Source organism: Marinobacter flavimaris (genome assembly GCF_002933295.1).
GTDB lineage: Bacteria > Pseudomonadota > Gammaproteobacteria > Pseudomonadales > Oleiphilaceae > Marinobacter > Marinobacter flavimaris.
The window spans coordinates 198,531-216,000 of sequence record NZ_PSSW01000003.1 but is presented as its reverse complement, the minus strand read 5'-3'; the positions used below and the strand labels follow the sequence as shown (position 1 = coordinate 216,000).

General features: G+C 58.4%; 16 protein-coding genes. 9 read left to right on the top strand and 7 right to left on the bottom strand.

Annotation, left to right across the window (positions count from 1 at the left end; all coding sequences use genetic code 11):
• Positions 1 to 73: 73 nt before the first annotated feature.
• The 5 genes from MDHKLMBL_RS07025 (at position 74) to MDHKLMBL_RS07005 (ending at position 5,584) form a co-directional block, all read left to right on the top strand.
• Positions 74 to 1,669 carry a class I adenylate-forming enzyme family protein gene (locus MDHKLMBL_RS07025; RefSeq protein ID WP_053113629.1) on the top strand — a complete coding sequence of 532 codons (1,596 nt, stop codon included), beginning with the start codon at positions 74 to 76 and terminating at the stop codon, positions 1,667 to 1,669.
• Positions 1,670 to 1,910: 241 nt separating this feature from the next.
• A complete protein-coding gene (gene dctP / locus MDHKLMBL_RS07020) occupies positions 1,911 to 2,957 on the top strand; it encodes a TRAP transporter substrate-binding protein DctP (protein WP_008177022.1) in 1,047 nt (348 codons plus the stop codon).
• A gap of 85 nt (positions 2,958 to 3,042) precedes the next feature.
• The gene (locus tag MDHKLMBL_RS07015) at positions 3,043 to 3,591 is read left to right on the top strand and encodes a TRAP transporter small permease subunit (RefSeq protein WP_053113628.1); all 549 of its coding nucleotides are present in this window, start codon (positions 3,043 to 3,045) and stop codon (positions 3,589 to 3,591) included.
• The gene (locus MDHKLMBL_RS07010; protein WP_053113626.1) at positions 3,588 to 4,898 is read left to right on the top strand and encodes a TRAP transporter large permease; all 1,311 of its coding nucleotides are present in this window, start codon (positions 3,588 to 3,590) and stop codon (positions 4,896 to 4,898) included. Before MDHKLMBL_RS07015 ends, MDHKLMBL_RS07010 begins: the two co-directional genes overlap by 4 nt.
• 101 nt (positions 4,899 to 4,999) lie before the next feature.
• A complete protein-coding gene (locus MDHKLMBL_RS07005) occupies positions 5,000 to 5,584 on the top strand; it encodes a hypothetical protein (RefSeq protein WP_053113624.1) in 585 nt (194 codons plus the stop codon).
• 90 nt (positions 5,585 to 5,674) lie between these two features.
• Here the strand turns inward: MDHKLMBL_RS07005 and MDHKLMBL_RS07000 are convergent, their stop codons facing one another.
• The 3 genes from MDHKLMBL_RS07000 to MDHKLMBL_RS06990 all read right to left on the bottom strand — a co-directional run bounded on the left by MDHKLMBL_RS07000 (position 5,675) and on the right by MDHKLMBL_RS06990 (position 9,838).
• A complete protein-coding gene (locus tag MDHKLMBL_RS07000) occupies positions 5,675 to 7,072 on the bottom strand; it encodes a sodium-dependent transporter (protein ID WP_053113622.1) in 1,398 nt (465 codons plus the stop codon).
• Between the two features lie 166 nt (positions 7,073 to 7,238).
• Positions 7,239 to 8,813: a methyl-accepting chemotaxis protein gene (locus MDHKLMBL_RS06995; RefSeq protein ID WP_104270447.1), complete on the bottom strand. Its 1,575-nt coding sequence runs from the start codon at positions 8,811 to 8,813 to the stop codon at positions 7,239 to 7,241.
• Between the two features lie 152 nt (positions 8,814 to 8,965).
• Positions 8,966 to 9,838, bottom strand: a complete 873-nt coding sequence (locus MDHKLMBL_RS06990) for a carboxylate/amino acid/amine transporter (protein WP_041646450.1) — start codon at positions 9,836 to 9,838, stop codon at positions 8,966 to 8,968.
• An 85-nt stretch (positions 9,839 to 9,923) separates the two neighbouring features.
• On the opposite strand from MDHKLMBL_RS06990, the gene MDHKLMBL_RS06985 reads away from it, so the two are divergent.
• The gene (locus MDHKLMBL_RS06985) at positions 9,924 to 11,345 is read left to right on the top strand and encodes an MATE family efflux transporter (RefSeq protein ID WP_104270446.1); all 1,422 of its coding nucleotides are present in this window, start codon (positions 9,924 to 9,926) and stop codon (positions 11,343 to 11,345) included.
• On the opposite strand, the gene MDHKLMBL_RS06980 is transcribed toward MDHKLMBL_RS06985, so the two are convergent.
• Both MDHKLMBL_RS06980 and MDHKLMBL_RS20795 read right to left on the bottom strand, forming a co-directional pair.
• Complete coding sequence (locus tag MDHKLMBL_RS06980) at positions 11,309 to 12,319, bottom strand: GGDEF domain-containing protein (protein WP_104270445.1); 1,011 nt, start codon at positions 12,317 to 12,319, stop codon at positions 11,309 to 11,311. The genes MDHKLMBL_RS06985 and MDHKLMBL_RS06980 overlap by 37 nt on opposite strands.
• 47 nt (positions 12,320 to 12,366) lie before the next feature.
• Positions 12,367 to 12,591, bottom strand: coding sequence for a hypothetical protein (locus tag MDHKLMBL_RS20795; protein WP_146083410.1), 225 nt, complete (start codon positions 12,589 to 12,591; stop codon positions 12,367 to 12,369).
• Positions 12,592 to 12,596: 5 nt separating this feature from the next.
• On the opposite strand from MDHKLMBL_RS20795, the gene MDHKLMBL_RS06975 reads away from it, so the two are divergent.
• The gene (locus MDHKLMBL_RS06975) at positions 12,597 to 13,721 is read left to right on the top strand and encodes an HD-GYP domain-containing protein (protein WP_104270444.1); all 1,125 of its coding nucleotides are present in this window, start codon (positions 12,597 to 12,599) and stop codon (positions 13,719 to 13,721) included.
• A 14-nt stretch (positions 13,722 to 13,735) separates the two neighbouring features.
• On the opposite strand, the gene fghA is transcribed toward MDHKLMBL_RS06975, so the two are convergent.
• Positions 13,736 to 14,578 (bottom strand): S-formylglutathione hydrolase, encoded by an 843-nt coding sequence (fghA, locus tag MDHKLMBL_RS06970; protein WP_104270443.1) that lies wholly within the window; start codon positions 14,576 to 14,578, stop codon positions 13,736 to 13,738.
• 29 nt (positions 14,579 to 14,607) lie between these two features.
• On the bottom strand, positions 14,608 to 15,039 hold the full coding sequence (locus MDHKLMBL_RS06965) for a CBS domain-containing protein (RefSeq protein WP_041645917.1): 432 nt from the start codon (positions 15,037 to 15,039) through the stop codon (positions 14,608 to 14,610).
• Between the two features lie 182 nt (positions 15,040 to 15,221).
• Between MDHKLMBL_RS06965 and MDHKLMBL_RS06960 the strand changes: the two genes are divergently transcribed.
• Positions 15,222 to 16,583, top strand: coding sequence for an alanine/glycine:cation symporter family protein (locus MDHKLMBL_RS06960; protein WP_104270442.1), 1,362 nt, complete (start codon positions 15,222 to 15,224; stop codon positions 16,581 to 16,583).
• Positions 16,584 to 16,705: 122 nt separating this feature from the next.
• Entirely contained in the window at positions 16,706 to 17,359 is a 654-nt protein-coding gene (locus MDHKLMBL_RS06955) for a peroxiredoxin (protein WP_104270441.1), read from the top strand.
• Positions 17,360 to 17,470 lie beyond the last annotated feature (111 nt).

The following is a 17,470-nucleotide window of genomic DNA, read 5'->3' as shown; positions in this document are numbered from 1 at the left end:
TGTTGGTTTTGAGTCAATATAATCGGAAGTTAATTTCACTAGATAAAACACAATAACGTTTGAGGGGCAAAAAATGGAAAGCGGCAAGCGAGACATGCCGGTCTATGCGCCAATCGATCCCAGTGAGTCCATGGACGCAATCGGAAATCGTATCCAGCAACACGCCCAGACCCGTCGCAGCCACCCGGCCCTGATTGACGAACAGGGCACCCTGGACTGGCGAAGCCTTGTCGACCAGGTAAACCGTATTGCCAACCGGTTACGCGAGGCCGGTCTGCGGCCGGGCGAGTCTGTGGCTGCCTTGTCAGGAAACAGCCGGGACGATGTCGCCCTGTACCTTGGCACCCTGGTGGCCGGGGGCTGTATGGTGCCGCTGTCTGGCATGGCCAGTAGCGAAGCACTTGCACTGATGGTGGCGGATTGCCAGGCACGCTTTCTGTTCGTTTCCGGCCAACAGCGGGAGCTGTTTGGCCGCCTGCGAGCACAGCTGACCAAGGTACCCGGCGAGCGCATCATCAGCCTGGCCGGCCCCCTGGACGGAGCCGGTTACTCCCTGGTTGACTGGCTGGCGCAGACTACGGCCACCGCCCGGCCCGAGCCGGTCACCCTCGACGATCCGTTCAATATCATTTACAGCTCCGGCACCACAGGCACGCCCAAGGGGATCCTGCACGATTATCGCTTCCGCCAGCGTCAGATGGTCAGGATGAGCCGCTATGGGTTGGACGGCGAGGCTATCAACCTTGTATCAACGCCACTTTATTCCAACACCACCCTGGTTTCAGTGTTACCCACGCTCTACCACGGCGGCACCCTGGTGCTGATGGCGAAATTCGATGCCCACAGGTTCCTGCAACTGGCCGAAACCCACCGTGTTACGCACGCCATGCTGGTACCGGTGCAATACCAGCGGATCCTGGCGCAGCCGGATTTTGACCGGTTTGACCTCTCCAGCTTCAAGCTGAAGCTCTGCACCAGTGCCCCGTTGCGGTCGGCGGTGATTGCCGATGCCATGGCACGCTGGCCCGGCAACCTCCGGGAGGTCTATGGCCTTACCGAAGGCGGTATATCCACCAGTCTCGACTGCGCTGCCCACCCGGACAAATGGGACTCGGTTGGTGTACCCACCCAGGGCGCTGAGGTGCGGGTGATCGGCGAGGATGACCGTGAGCTGCCCCGGGGCTCCAATGGCGAGATCGTGGGCCGCGCCATTTCCATGATGCGCGGCTATGTGAATCGCCCGGAGCTGACCCGGGAGATGCTCTGGACGAGCCCGGAGGGTAAGGTGTATTACCGCAGTGGTGACATGGGACGAATCGACGAGGACGGCTTCATCTACATCCTTGATCGACGGAAGGATATGATCATTTCCGGCGGCTTTAACATCTATCCAGTGGATCTGGAAAAAGTACTGCTGTCGCACCCGGCGGTAGCCGACGCCACGATCATCGGTATTCCCAGCGAACACTGGGGGGAAACGCCCCTGGGCCTGGTGGTTCTCCAGCCCGATCGTAATGAAACCGAAAACGGGATACTGGAGTGGGCCAACACACAGCTGGGAAAATCCCAGCGTCTGGCGGCCATTGAATTCCGTGCCACGTTGCCCCGCTCTGCCATTGGCAAGGTGCTCAAACGGGAACTTCGCGCGCCTTACTGGCCCGGAACCTGAGGCGGCGCGAGACAGATCGGCCGTCGGTACTGCTGACGTTCAATCGATGAACTATCCTTTTATGAATTCTGTAATCAATGACCGATCAACCGCCTATTGCAAAAAACAAGACATGTGTTAGATTCAGAAAACTACGATTCACCATGCAGTCGCCAATTCTGCACAGTGAAACAAAGAAAGATCCATTGGTATAACTAAACAGTCATTCAATGCACAAGTACAACAACGAAAGAGGCCTACCATGACTCTAGTTAATAACGCTCGAAAAAAACTGACCGTCTTTGCCTCGGCACTGACCCTTGGTCTGTCAGCCGCCCTGGCTGCCACACCGGCCGCCGCGCAGGACACCGTAACCTGGAAAGTCCAGTCCCACTGGCCCGGTTCCAGCAGCTCATACACAGACAGCCTTGGCCGGATCAAACGGGTTCTGGAAGAGCGCACTGATGGCCGTCTGAAGCTGCAGCTTTACGAGGCTGGCTCGCTGTTCAAGGCCACGGACACTTTCAACGCGGTAAGCCGTGGCATCCTGGAAATGGGCACTATTTCCCCGTCATATGCCCAGGACAAGATCTCCCTCGCCGGCATTGCCTCTGGCCTGCCGTTTGCCTTCCGCAACGTCTGGGAGGCCGCCTACTTCCACCAGAACCTGGGGTTCGAACAGATGCTCCGGGACGAAGCGGCAGAGCATGACGTTTACTGGGCCACAGACAAAGTCTACCCGACTGAAATGGTGGTCAAGGAGCCGGTTGAAAGCGTGGAGGACTTCAACAGCCTGAAGATTCGCTCCTCCGGCGCCCTGCAAACCTTCCTGACCGAAGCCGGGGCCGCCGCCTCTTATATTCCGGGCAGTGAACTCTACTCAGCCCTGGATTCCGGCATCGTGGACGGTGCCCACTGGGGAGCGGCCCAGGGTGCCTACAGCATGGGCCTGTATGAAGTGGCCAAGTACCATGTGCAGCCTGCCCTGAACATTGCCGGCACTGATGTCATCATCGTCAGCCAGAAGGCTCTGAACAAGCTGCCGGAAGACATGCAGAAGATCGTCAAGGATGCCCTCAACGAGCAGTTCTGGATCCGCACCAACGAGTACCAGTACAAGGAGCGTATCACCCTGGCCAAGGCCATCGAGGAACAGGGCGTGCAAGTGAATGTCCTCCCGGATGAAGTCCAGAACAAGCTGGTCGCCACCGCCCAGGCCATGTGGGATGAGGAAGGTAAGCGCAGTGAGAATGCCAAGAAGGCGCTCGACATGCTGAAAGGTTACCTGGCCGACCTCGGCTATCTCTGATCAGCCATTGCTCTGACCGGGGCCGGGGTCTTCGACTCCGGCCTTTCTTTCCCCGAACCAAACCAGCATCCCATGGGAGAATGCCATGAGTGTGATGATTGCCGCATTCATGAGAGGGGTTACCCGTCTCAACGATTTCATCGGCCGGTGGGTTGCCCTCCTGATTTTCGCAATGTTCGTGTTCCTGCTTCTTGAAGTGGGGTTCCGCTATCTGCTCAATTCTCCCACGGTCTGGACCAACGAACTGACCCAGATGCTTTTCGGCATCTACGCAATAATGTCCGGTGGCTACATCATGGCCCATCGCGGCCACGTCAACGTGGACCTGTTGCATTCGCATCTGAAGCCACGGAAACGCGCGGCTCTGGACATTGTTACCTCCGTGGTCTTTTTCATTTTCACGCTCGCCCTGCTGTGGTTCGGGATCGACATGGCCCAGGAATCCATGTCCAGTTGGGAAACTTCCTACTCGGCCTGGAATCCGCCTATCTGGCCAGTGAAGCTGGCCATTCCCATCGGCACCGCGCTGCTGGTTCTGCAAGGGTTGGTCAAACTGCTCGAAGACATCGCCGTGGCCTTCAACCTGGATTACTACACACCTCAAGAGTCCGAATCTGAAGGAGATCAGCTGTGAGCATTGAAGCCCTGACTCTCCTGTTCTTCGGTTCGCTGCTGTTTTTCCTGCTGCTGGGCCTGCCGCTGGCGTTTGTGCTTGGTGGCGTCTCGGTGGTGTTCCTGTATTTCACCTGGGGATTTGATTCCTTCTACATGGTGGCCTCCCAGATCTGGGGCACCATGGAAAGCTTCACCCTGGTCGCCATCCCTCTGTTCGTATTCATGGCCATGATTCTGGAACGCACCGGGGTGGCCCGGGATCTGTATCGGATGATGCACCTGTGGTGCGGCGGCCTCAGAGGCGGCCTTGCCCTCGGCACCCTTGGCATCTGCGCGGTGTTTGCCGCCATGGTCGGCATCAGTGGTGCTGCGGTGGTTGCCATGGGCACCATCGCCCTGCCATCCATGCTCGAGCGTGGCTATGACAAGAGTATGGCCCTGGGCGTGATCAATACCGGCGGTGGCTGGGGCATCCTGATTCCGCCCAGCATCCTGATGATCCTCTACGCCCTGATCACCGGTGTGTCCGTCGGCAAGATGTTCGCCGCAGGCATCATGCCCGGTATCCTGCTGATGGTACTTACGGCCATCTACATCCTGGTGCGCTGCCATCTGCAACCGGAGCTGGCACCGGCGCTGCCAAAAGAAGAACGAGGCACCTGGCCGGAGAAATTCCGGGCTCTGCGAGCCGTGCTCCTGCCGATTGGCGTGGTGGTCATGGTGCTGGGTTCTATCATCGGCGGTATCACCACCCCGACTGAAGCCGCCGCCATGGGTGTTCTCGGCGCCCTGATTTCCGCCGCCGTGTATCGGCAGTTCAAGTGGAGCATTCTGAAGGAAGCTGCGATCCGCACCTTCAAGCTCACCGGCATGATCATGTGGATCCTGTTCGCCGCCCACGCGTTCAGCGCTGCGTACCAGAGCATGGGTGCCCAGGAGCTGATCGAGGGCCTGATGAACATGGTGCCCGGCGGCCCCTGGGGCATCATCATCGCCATGATGGTGATCGTGTTCCTGCTGGCCATGGTGCTGGATCCGGTGGGTATCATGCTGATCACCCTGCCGGTGTTCATGCCGATCGTGGAATCCCTGGGTTTCGATCCGATCTGGTTCGGCATCCTGTTCGTGATCAACATGGAAATCGGCTACATGACGCCACCCTTCGGCTTCAACCTGTTCTACCTGAAGGGCATCGTGCCGCCGTCGATCACCATGAAGGACATCTACAAGTCGATCATTCCCTTCGTGATTGTGGAGATCATCGGCATCATCCTGATCATGATCTTCCCGGAAATCGCCACCTGGCTGCCGGATCTGTTTTTCTGAGCCTGGGCCCAGCAAAAATTTGGCAGTGAATCCGTGAAAGCGCTACTCTCATAGGGCTCCCGGCATAAGGAATCCGGGGCCCAACACAAGGAGAGACGCTTATGCGCGGCCCATTATCTGCATCAATCCACACTGCAGTCATCACCACCCTGTTTACCCTGCTCGCATTGTTCTCCGCGGGCACCCAGGCCCAGGGCCTGTCCGACCAGACCATCTCATCGTTTATCGACAGCCTGAAGGCTGCCGAACAGCTGGAGCCTGAGTTTGAGGACCTGAGTGAAGACATGGACAGCCAGAACGATGGCACCATGCCCGACTTCTCACGCATTTTCTCCGATTCGCTGAAGGAGCTGGAAGGTCACCAGGCCTATGGTCAGCTCGAGGATCTGGTTCAGGACCACGGCTTCGGTAGCCTTGAAGAGTGGGCGGCAACCGGCGACCGGATCTTCCAGGCCTGGATGGCCATCGAGATGGAGCAGCAGAGCCCGGCAGCCCAGCAAGAAATGAACGCGGCCATGTCCGAGATTGAAAACAATCCCAATATGACCGCCCAGCAAAAAGCTCAGATGCGGGCGATGATGGAGGGCGCCATGGGCGCGATGCAGAGCGCCAGCAATGCGCCTCCGGCAGACATAAAAGCGGTTCGCCCCCATGTTGATGCCCTCCGAGAAGCTGGCAACTACTGATACTCGAGTGCCGAAAAACAAAAAGCCCGACGGTTTAACCCGCCGGGCTTTTTTTGTGCGCGAGCAGCCATCAGGCCGCTCAGGCAGGCATCACGACATCAGGTTATAAACAAACACAATGGCAACTGCGATGGGAGTCACGAACCGGATCAGGTTGTACCAGAGGGTAAAGGCTCCTCCCTGAAGGGCCAGATCGGATTTCAGCGACTCTTTGGCCACGAACCAGCCGACAAATACCGCCGTCAGCAAACCGGAGAGCGGCAGCAGCACGTTGGCTGTGAAGAAGTCCAGAAGGTCAAAGATGGTCTTGCCTTCGAAGCGCTCAAACATGGCGAGCGGCGCGACGTCGGCCCAGACATTCAGCGACAGAATCGAAGCAATGCCCAGCGCCCAGCAGAGCACACCGACAAGGATGGAACTGCCTGTACGGGCCAGGCTGGTTTTTTCCTCAACCCACTCAACTACCGGCTCCAGCAGGGAAATACCGGAGGTCCAGGCGGCGAACAACAGCAGGATAAAGAACAGGGTGCCAAACAGGCCGCCCATGGGCATATTGCCAAAGGCCAGCGGCAGGGTCTGGAAAATCAGTCCGGGACCGGCACCGGCTTCCAGACCGTTGGCAAACACCACCGGGAAAATGGCCAGACCGGCCAGGAGTGCGACGACGGTATCCATGATGGCCACGCTGACAGCGGTGCGACCAATGGACACATCCCGACCCAGATAGGAACCGTAGGCCATCATGATGGCCATACCGAGGCTCAGGGTAAAGAAGGCGTGGCCAAGGGCGATCAGAACCCCGTTGATGGTCAGGGCACCAAAATCCGGCATAAACAGGAAGCTGACGGCCTCACCAAAATGGCCTGTCGTGGTGGCATAACCTACCGCCACCAGCAGCAACAGAAACAGGGCCGGCATCAGGATGGTAACGGCCCGTTCCAGGCCTCCTTTCAGTCCCTGAGACACCACCAGAATAACCAGCGCCATGAAGATCGTGTGCCAGAGCAGCAGCTGCCCGGGGCTGGCCAGCAGGCCGCCGAACAACTCACCGATGGAGTCTGCGGTGCCACCGGTAAAGTCGCCCATGGCGGCATGTCCCACATAGGACGCTGCCCAGCCGCCGATCACCGAGTAGAAAGAGAGGATCACAAAGGCCGCGATCATCCCGATGATGGCCGAGATCCGCCAGCCCGGCGCGCTGAGGTTGCGCTCTGCCACCAGCCGCATGCTGGTGATGGGGTTATGTCGACCATTCCGGCCGATAAACACTTCCGCCATCATGATGGGGATACCGATCACTGCGATACACAGCAGATAAACCAGCACGAAGGCGCCACCACCGTTTTCGCCGGTAACGTAGGGGAACTTCCAGATATTACCGAGACCGACGGCCGAACCGGTTGCCGCCAGAATAAACGCCAACCGGGAAGACCAGAGACCACGGGCGGCCCCTGAACCGTTGCCCGAAACCGAGTTGGACTGAGTCATGTTGTGTTCCTGTGCTTTTGGCTGAGGAATGTCTTCAAAAAGGGATAGCCACGGCGTTGCCGGGGCAATTGGGGCGGGATTCTGCCAGCACTGGCGCGTCGATGCCAGTGCTGGCGCACTCCCGGTCCGGATTGGTCCGGCGGGAGGAAAAGGAAGCTAAAGCTAACTAGCCGTTTTTGCTGATAAACCTGGCTATCAGGTCTTTCAGGCCACGGGACATGGCGCTGAGCCGGTCACTGCTCTGCTTGGCGGAGTCGGCCTGGGCATCACTATGATCGGCCAGCTCGGCAATATTGGTAATCTGGCGATTGATCTCGTCGGACACCTGGCTCTGCTCCTCAAAGGCCGCAGACATACTGATAAAGCTGTCGGAAATGGTCTGGATCGAGGTCACGATATCGCGCAGCGAGTTCTCGGCCTCCCGCACCTTTTCAAGGCCCTGACCGGCAACAGCCTCACCGTCCCGGGTTGCCTGGACCGCCGAGTCCACCTGCTGACGGAAATCATCGATCACGTTCTGGATCCGCACGGTGGATTCCCGAGTCCGGCGGGCCAGTGAGCGCACCTCATCCGCTACCACTGCAAACCCCCGGCCCTGCTCACCGGCACGCGCCGCTTCGATAGCCGCGTTCAATGCCAGAAGGTTGGTTTGCTCGGCAATCTCGGAAATCAGGTTGGCGGCTTCACCGATGCTGTTGGTGGACTCACCCAGCTTGCTGATCGTCGAACCAATACCATTTACGCGGGTTACCAGCTCTTCAATCGCAACCAGCGCTTCGGCGCTCCGGTCGCTGCCCACACCCGCAAGACGATTGGCCTCCTCGGCTTCACGGGCGTTACTGGTCACCGACTCGGCCACTTCCTGGATTGAGGCGGTCATTTCATTGATGGCCGAGGCAGTCTGGTCGGTTTCCGCCCGCTGCCGGGCGATCGCCGCCGCGCCATCGCTGATATAGCCGTGGGAAGCCCGCGCCTGCTCGTAGAGCAGTTCTGCCTGATCATCAATCCGCGCCAGGGCCGTACGAACCCGGGCTTCTTCACTGACCAGCAACAGCGACAGCTGCGAGAACAGTCCGCGTTCGTCGCTGTAGGTACGGGCAACAATGGGATCCCGGAAGGCATCTGGGCGAAGGTCCAGCAGCTTGCGCAAGCGAGCGGCCAGGGAGTTGAACACGAGGCCGAACCCTAGCGCGTGACCCACAACAATCAGGCCTGCTGCCAACCAGGGTTGGTTGATCTTGAGGGCACCAAGGCTGAGTACCAGCGACACCAGGAATGGCCAGCCGGAACGGAGCATCGACAAGGCACGATTGCTGAAGGATGAGGTCATCTTCCCGGCAGAGATCTTGGAATACAGCCGCTCGGCCCTGGCGATCTGCTCGCGGGTCGGCTCGACCCGAACCGACTCGAAGCCCACCATCTGGCCGTTCTCACGGATCGGCGTAACGTAAGCACTGACCCAGTAATGGTCGCCGCTCTTCGCCCGGTTCTTCACCACACCCATCCAGGCCTTGCCGGCCTTCAGGTAATCCCACATATCCTTGAATACGGCCTGGGGCATGTCCGGATGGCGGATGATGTTGTGAGCCTGGCCAACCAGTTCTTCCCGGGAGAAACCGCTGATTTCCACAAACTCTTCGTTGCAGTAGGTGATCACCCCTTTCAGGTCCGTGGTAGTAATCAACCGACCGCCTTTCCGCATTTTTACTTCACGCTGGGTTACCGGGAGATTCTTGCGCATAAACGGACCTTCTGACTCGGGGCTGACCACGGGGATAAATATGGGCAAACAAGGGTAAGCCCCGATGAATATCATTGATATTCATCAAAGGTTACCTTGCGTATGTGGAGTGTAACGGCAGAGGTTCGCGGAACCTTAGTGCGTGCAGTTACTTATGTCGTAACCGCCAGCCGGGCCCGGGGATGGAAGCGGGCGTTTACCCAGAGGGAGAAGGCAATCACGCCACCGCCAATCGCCAGCCTCAGCAAATCGGCATCGCGATTCCAGATCAGCAGGTTGACGATCAGGCCTGCAGGCACCAACGCATTGTTCATGATAGCCAGGGTGCCGGCGTCAACCACACAGGCACCGCGATTCCACAGGAACAGACCCAGGCCGGAGGCAGCAAGCCCCAGCCATGCCAGGATGCCCCACTGTACCGGTGTGGTCGGCAGCTTCTCGGCATTGCCGAATATCAGGAAGGACGGCAACGCAATAATCAGGGCGCCAAAGAAAAAATAGCCGAAGGTTCGGTAGCCCGGCAGATCACTCTGGTAGTGTTGCATCACGTGCTTGTAACCTACCTGGCCGGCTGCAAAGGTAAAATTCGCCACCTGCAGCAAAAGGAAGCCGGTAATGAAGTCCTCACTGAGCCCGTCGTAGCGTATGATACCCGCCCCGACAGTTGCGATGGCTGCAGCCAGGAGCGCCACCGGTGAAAACCGGCGAAACAGGGCGTCATCAAGCAGGGTCACATACAGCGGAGTGAAAATCGTGAACAGCAGGACTTCCGGGACGGTCAGGTAGCTAAAGGACCGGTACAGACAGAGGTAGGTAATCCCGAACTGCAGCATGCCGGTAACCAGAATACCCAGCTTCTGTCCGGAAGCCACGCCCCGCCAACGGGTGAACGGCAGAAAGACCAGGGCACCGAGCAGCACACGGCTGAGCACCGCAAAATCGCTGTCCACCTGGCCGGCCAGAAATTCGCCGATCAGACTGAATGAAAACGCCCACAGAACGGTAACAAAAACCAGAAGTCCCATCGCCACTGCCATCTGTTGTGATCAAGGCGCGTACTTTAACGGTTTTCGGAGAAACTTGCAGTGCAGAAACACGGGATAAAACCCCATGGATGAGATCCACCAGCCATTACCGGAACCCCGCCAGCCGCTGGTCACCAGAACACTGACAGAGTGGCGAACCCTCGCCATTCTGGGCGGGCCGATCCTGATCGCCCAACTGGCCCAGATGGCCAACGGCGTGATCGATACCATCATGGCCGGCCACGCGAGTGCCGAGGATCTTGCGGCAGTGGGTATTGGTAGCAGCCTGTGGATGCCCCTGTTCCTGTTTTTCATGGGCATGCTGGGGGCACTGCAGCCCATTATTTCCGGCTTCAACGGTGCCCGGGAGGTGGGGAAAATCATGCCTGCAACCTGGCAGGGGCTCTACCTGGCCGCCGCCGGATCCGTGATCATGATCCTGCTGCTGACCCACGTGCACCCGGTGCTGGCGCTTCTGAACCTGGAGGCCAATACCGCACGTATCACCCAGGGCTACCTCAACGCCTTTGCCTGGGGCATCCCGGCGCTGCTGTTAATGACGGCACTACGGGGCCTGACCGATGGCCTCGGGCACACCCGCGTGATCATGGCATTCTCTGTACTCAGCACACTGATCAATCTGCCGATGAACTACATCTTCATCTACGGCAAGTTGGGGCTACCTGCGATGGGCGGTGTCGGTTGTGGCTGGGCCACATCCATTTCCAACGGTGTCGCGGCAGCGGCACTGCTCGTGTATCTGAACCGAAGCCGGGTTTACCGTCAGTTTCACCTGATTGCCGATTGGGTGAAGCCGGATCTGGCAGGCATGCGCTACATCCTCGGCATCGGCGTGCCCATCGGCTTCACCATCTTTGTCGAGGCCAGCCTGTTCTCGGTCATTGCTCTGTTTCTGGCACCCCTTGGCCCGGTGGTGGTGGCCGGGCACCAGATTGCCCTGAACGTGGTATCTCTACTGTTCATGCTGCCGTTGAGCATCGGTATGGCGCTGACTCTCCGGGTCAGCTTCCTTATCGGTGCCCGGGCGCCCGCCACCGCACGCCTCATCTCCCGAAGTTCACTGATTCTGGCGGCTGCTACAGCGCTGGTTTTTGCAATACTGCTGTTTGTATTCTCCCGGGAGATCGCAGCGCTCTATACCAGTGATACCGAGGTACAGGCGGTCACCGTGAGGCTTCTGATGTTTGCGGCCCTGTTCCAGATTGCCGATGTTATCCAGGTAACCTGCATCAGCGCCTTGCGGGGTTACAAGGACACCCGGATTCCCATGTTCATCATGCTGTTTTCATTCTGGGGCGTTGGTATGCCACTGGGGTATGTGCTGACGTTCATGGACTGGCTGGTGCCGGCCATGGGGGCTGCCGGCTTCTGGGTAGGCCTCACGGGTGGCCTGGCATCTGCCAGCATTCTGTTGGGGTGCAGACTCTTTCTGTTTGCTCCCAATAGCGATCAGGCCGTTTCGGCTGCAAGCTCCGGCGTGCGCTGAGCATCGGCAAATACAACACAATCCCGGCCAGCTTCCTTGGCCTCATAGAGTGCCGCATCCGCCCGGGCCAGCCAGCTATCAACGCTCTCGCCATGCTCGAGCAGTGCCACGCCGAACGACGCCGTCACCGAACCGCCGGGGTGCTTCATGTATTTGCGCAGCACCTGTTGCAGGTTGTTCATCACGGCCTTGAGGCCAATGCCATCGACACCCGGCAGGAGCAGTACGAATTCTTCGCCACCGTACCGGAACAGCTGGTCTGACTTGCGGGTGTTCTGTTTCAGCAGCGCCACCAGATCGGTCAAGACACCATCGCCCACGCCATGGCCATGCTCATCGTTGATCTTCTTGAAATGATCGATATCCAGCATGACCAGGGCATAGGGCAAACCGGTACGCTCGGCATTCGCTGCCGCCAGATCCAGCTCCTGATCCATTGAGCGCCGGTTCTTGATGCCGGTCAGCGGATCGATCGTTGCCAGATGCTCCAGACGCTCCCGCTGATCGTGGTTCCTGTGGGCAAAGACGTAGGCGCAGGCACTGACCACAAAGGCCGTTGAAGCAAACGACCACATCTGGACATCAGAGCGGAAAGCCCCACCATGAACCATCAGAGCAATGACCGAGACAATGTTCAGCGCTACCGCAATCCTGGGATTAACAAGAAAGAAGGTAGCGACAAGACACGGGTATAACCAGAACAGTCCCGGCTCGCCTACCACAATGCCCACGACGACCGCGCCGCCACAAGCAACACTGGCAACAACCACGCCACTTCGTCGCGTGTCCCCGGTTACCCATGCATAGACCAGCGCAGAGCAGATACCGAGAAGAATCGTTGTATCCACCAGTCCGGCCAGCAGATTTCCCTGCAGGTAGCGCATCACGGCAAATGGAGTAATCCCCAGAAACGCGCTCACCCCCAGCAGGGTGATGATCGATAATCGGAAATCGGTCTTGAGGCGATGGAGCATTTAGCGTTTTCGTCCGACAAAAGTACTATCCAGAATCCCAGAATAGCTCAACCAATTTGAATGATCGTTAAAGGACAACGATTCTTTACATATTCTCTATCAAAAAAGACAAAGTGTGAACGCTTGCTCATTTTTTCTTCCTCCCGAAACAGGGGCAGCGGTAAAATCAGGTAAAACCACACTGCTTCCTGGCCAGAGCCAGCCCGCGCCAGTGGAGCCCCAGCCGCATTCGGGGTTACACTGGCGACACAATTAACCTGTACCAGAGACACCTGATTTGACCGAACTTGTCCGAATTGCGCCCGGGGCGCTGACCATCGGCCGGCCCCTGCCCTGGGACGTCTACGATGCAGACGGTAATATCCTTCTGCGCCAGGGCTATGTGATTCAGACAGATTCCCAGCTGGAACAATTGTTCGAGCGCGGCCGATTCAAACCTCGCAAAATCGAACGCCCTCAGGAAGAAACGTTCGAGGATACCCGGGACAGGAACCCCTTTGCCGATTACCCGGATCTGCTCCATTCCCTCGAAGCAACCCTGAAGGCCATTACCGATTCCGACCCCTCGGCCCAAAAACGGCTGCTCGGCCTGGCCCGGATGATCGAGCGCACATGCACGGAATCACCCGATGCAACCCTGGCACTGGTTCACCTCTACTCAATCGGCCCGGTCATTCACGAACAGATCCTGTTTTACGCCATTCTTTGCCAGTTTATTGGCCGGCAATTCGGCCTGGAGGAGAAACGAGTTGCAGTACTGACTGCTGCCGCCCTTACCGCCAATCTTGCCCTCGTGCCCATCGCCGACAAGCTGAATGCGTCCAATACAGTGCTGAACGATGAACAGCGCGGCGTCATTCGCAAACACCCCGAACGCAGCATCCAGGCCCTGCAGGCCGCCGGTATCGACAACAAGCTGCTGCTGACCATCATTGCGCAACACCACGAGCAGGCCGACGGCAGCGGCTATCCGAAAGGTCTGAGTGGCACCGAAATACGGCCCGAAGCGGAAATCCTGGCGCTGGCAGAGCGTTACGTGGCCATGATCACCAAACGGGCCTACCGGCAGCGCATGAATGTGGCCGACGCCCGGAAGCTGATTGCCAACCTGGCCGACGGCAAGTTCCGACCGGCCATCCCCAAGGCCCTGCTGCAGATTCTCGGGGAGTATCCGCCGGGCATTCTGGTACGCCTCGACAACAACGAAGTGGGCGTGGTTACCCGCCGGCCGGTGCGGGCCCGGGGGCCGTTCGTGAAAGCCATTTTCGGTCCCCGTGGCAACCGTTACACCGGCACCTTCGAGCGGGACACCAGCGAGCCGGACTTCGGCATCCAGTCCCTGGAAGAGCCGGAAGTCATGCCTTCCATGGACTTCAGCCTGGTCTGGGGCTTCCGCTCCTGACCAACGTCACCATGCTATAAACCCAGTGCTTTTGCATGATGATCAAGGTGATCATCAATGAATGAGGCAATGAAGAAATAGCTGTGATCATAACCCCGGTGCATGCGCAGGTTGATGTGATGGTGGAACTTCTCACAGGCGTCCGCCAGCGCATCCGGGTTCAGCTGGCTGTCCAGAAACTCGTCCGCCGTGCCCTGGTCCACCAGTAGCGGCAACCGCTCCCGAGCGGTGGGAATGAGCAATGTGGCATCCCATTCTTCCCAACTTCGCGGATCGTCTCCAAGATAGCCCTTGAAGGCTTTCCGACCCCAGGGGCACTCGGTTGGGTTGGCGATGGGCGCAAACGCCGACACCGAGGCGTAGCGGCCCGGATTCTTCAGGGCGCAGATCAGAGCGCCGTGGCCGCCCATGGAGTGGCCGCTGACGGAGCGCTTGTCTGTTACCGGCAATTCATTCTCGATCAACTGCGGCAGTTCCTTCACCACATAGTCGTACATCCGGTAATGGGGTGCCCAGGGTTGCTCGGTGGCGTTGATGTAGAAGCCAGCGCCGGAGCCAAAGTCATAACTGTCATCCTCGCCCGGCAGGTTCACTCCACGGGGGCTGGTGTCAGGACAAACGATGGCCATACCCAGCTGAGCGGCCCGTTTCTGGGCGCCGGCTTTCTGCATGAAATTCTGGTCGGTGCAGGTCAGCCCCGACAGCCAGTAGAGGACTGGCACCTTCTTCGGGTTGGAGCCCACAGCCACGGGCGGCAGATACACCGCAAATTCCATGTCGCATTCGAGGGTAGCGGAGGTATGCCGGTAGCGGCGGTGCTCGCCTTCGAAACTGACGTTCGTGGATAGGAGTTCCATAGTGTCCTCAATTTTGGGAAAAGTGTGTTTCAGTATTCGGCACTGGCGTGCTTCGGCGGTTCCAGACCAAAGCCCGTTCGTGCCAGCTCGGCCAGGATAGCAGTACGCGTGACAATACCGATCAGTTTGCCGTGATCCACAACAGGGTACACCTTTGGCTTGCCCGCACCGAGGTTCTGGGCGAGATCGACCACCGACATCTCTGCCGAAATCGTGACCGGTTTCCGGAACATGACATCGTCAACGAGCGGGTCGCCCTCCCGATGATAGCCGCTGACCAGCAGAGCATGGATGCAATCCTGCTCGGAGATAAAACCGATCACATGGCGCTGGTCATCAACGACCGGCAGACCAGTCACGTGGTTGTGGAGCAGCGTCTTCACCACTTTGGTGAGCTGCGTGCCGCAACGGACCGGCTCGATGTGGTTCCACATGACATCTGAAACTTTGAGTGAACGCATGGGCAGAATCTCTCTCCTCGGTGGATGGTCGCCATTGTAATGAGCATAGGCAATCACCCTTGAATCCACCACTTTTACCGGGCCATCGGTTTACATGGGAAAATTTCTGACTAAACTCAGTCGGTTATACCCAATCCGGGTCAAAAATCCAAACCAATCCATGGCAGACAGAGGGAGATCCCATGGAAGCTATTTCTGAATTCGTAGGGCAGATAAACGGGCTGGTCTGGGGCCCGCCCATGCTGGTTCTCATTCTCGGCGTCGGCCTGTTTCTTAGCCTCGGGCTCAAGCTGATGCCGGTGCTGAAGTTGGGTGCCGGCTTCCGGCTGATGTGGAAAGGCCGTACCGCCGCGGGCGCTGAATCCGAGGGCGAAATCCCACCGTTCCAGGCGTTGATGACAGCGCTCTCAGCCACCGTAGGCACCGGCAACATCGCCGGGGTTGCCACTGCCGTGTTCCTTGGCGGTCCCGGCGCGCTTTTCTGGATGTGGCTTACGGCCCTGGTGGGCATGGCCACCAAGTATTCCGAGGCGGTCCTGGCGGTGCGTTTCCGTGAGGTCGACGAGCGCGGTGCCCATGTGGGCGGCCCCATGTATTACATCCGCAACGGCCTGGGTCGCAAGTGGGCCTGGCTTGGTGTCCTGTTTGCCGTCTTTGCCGCCATCGCCGGTTTCGGCATCGGTAATACTGTGCAGGCAAATTCGGTTGCCGATGTCATGGAGACCAACTTTGGGCTGCCGCACTGGGTGACCGGCCTCGTTCTTATGGTTCTGGTGGGTATGGTCCTGATCGGCGGTATCCGCAGGATTGGCCATGTCGCCAGCGCCCTGGTGCCGTTGATGGCAGTTTCCTATCTGCTCGCCGGGCTTGTGGTGCTGGCGATTAACGCAGCGGATATTCCCGCCGCCTTCGCCCTGGTGATCAAGCATGCTTTCAGCCCCATCGCCGCCGAGGGTGGGTTTGCCGGTGCGGCAGTCTGGGCAGCCATCCGCTTCGGGGTGGCCCGTGGCATCTTCTCCAATGAAGCCGGCCTGGGCTCCGCGCCCATTGCCCATGCCGCCGCACAAACCCGAAACCCGATCAATCAGGGCATGGTAGCCATGCTCGGCACCTTCATCGATACCATTATCATCTGCACGATTACCGGACTGGTGATTATCACCTCCGGCACCTGGACCTCCGGGGAATCCGGGGCGGCACTGACCTCCATGGCATTCCAGGAGGCGCTGCCCGGCGTTGGCAACTATCTTGTAGCCATTGCCCTCGCGGTTTTTGCGTTCACAACCATTCTGGGCTGGTCGTTCTATGGTGAGCGCTGCATTGAGTTCCTGTTCGGCGTAAAGGCCATCGTGCCGTACCGCATTGCATGGATTCTGGCTATCCCGGTGGGTGCCACCCTGAACCTGGGCTTTGTCTGGCTGGTGGCAGACACCCTGAATGCCATGATGGCATTGCCGAACCTGATTGCCCTGCTGATGCTGAGCCCGATTGTGTTCAAGCTCACCCGTGAGCATTTTGAGAAGGAGAAAGCGCTGGGGGTCTGAGCCCCTTGTAATTGCTTCATCTGGCACCAAGGTTTGTCGTATACACTCAGAACACAACCCGGCCGTTTCAGGGCCGGCATAACAAACGAAATTGTCACTAACATGATCAAAGGAGAGTACACATGACTTTACGTCTCGGAGATACCGCCCCTGATTTTGAACAGGACTCCAGTGAAGGGAAGATTTCGTTTTACGACTGGCTGGGCAACAGCTGGGGCGTGCTGTTCTCGCACCCGGCGGATTTCACCCCGGTCTGCACCACCGAGCTGGGCCTGACCGCCAAACTGAAGGACGAGTTCGCCAAGCGCGGCGTCAAGGCCATCGCACTGAGCGTTGATCCGGTCGATTCCCACCACGAGTGGATCAAGGACATCAATGAAACCCAGGGCTGCGCGGTAAACTTCCCGATCATTGCAGACCATGATCGCAAGGTGTCCCAGCTGTACGACATGATTCACCCGAATGCCGACAGCAGCCTTACCGTGCGCTCGCTGTTCGTGATCGACCCGAACAAGAAGGTTCGCTTGATGATTACCTACCCGGCCAGCACCGGTCGTAACTTCAACGAAGTTCTGCGGGTGATCGATTCGCTGCAGCTGACCGACGAACACAAGGTCGCGACCCCGGGCAACTGGGAGCGTGGTGGCGACGTGGTTATCGTTCCATCCCTTCAGGATGAGGAAGAAATCAAGCAACGCTTTCCGCAAGGCTACAAGGCTGTGAAATCCTACCTTCGGATGACACCAGACCCGAAAGCCAATTGGAGCGGTGACTGATCATCAGCCTTCAATCCAAATAAAAAGGCCGGGCAGCTTAAGCAGCTGTCCGGCCTTTTTTGTGAAAGTGGGGTCAGATGAACGCTTTCATCTGACCCCAATACTTCAACT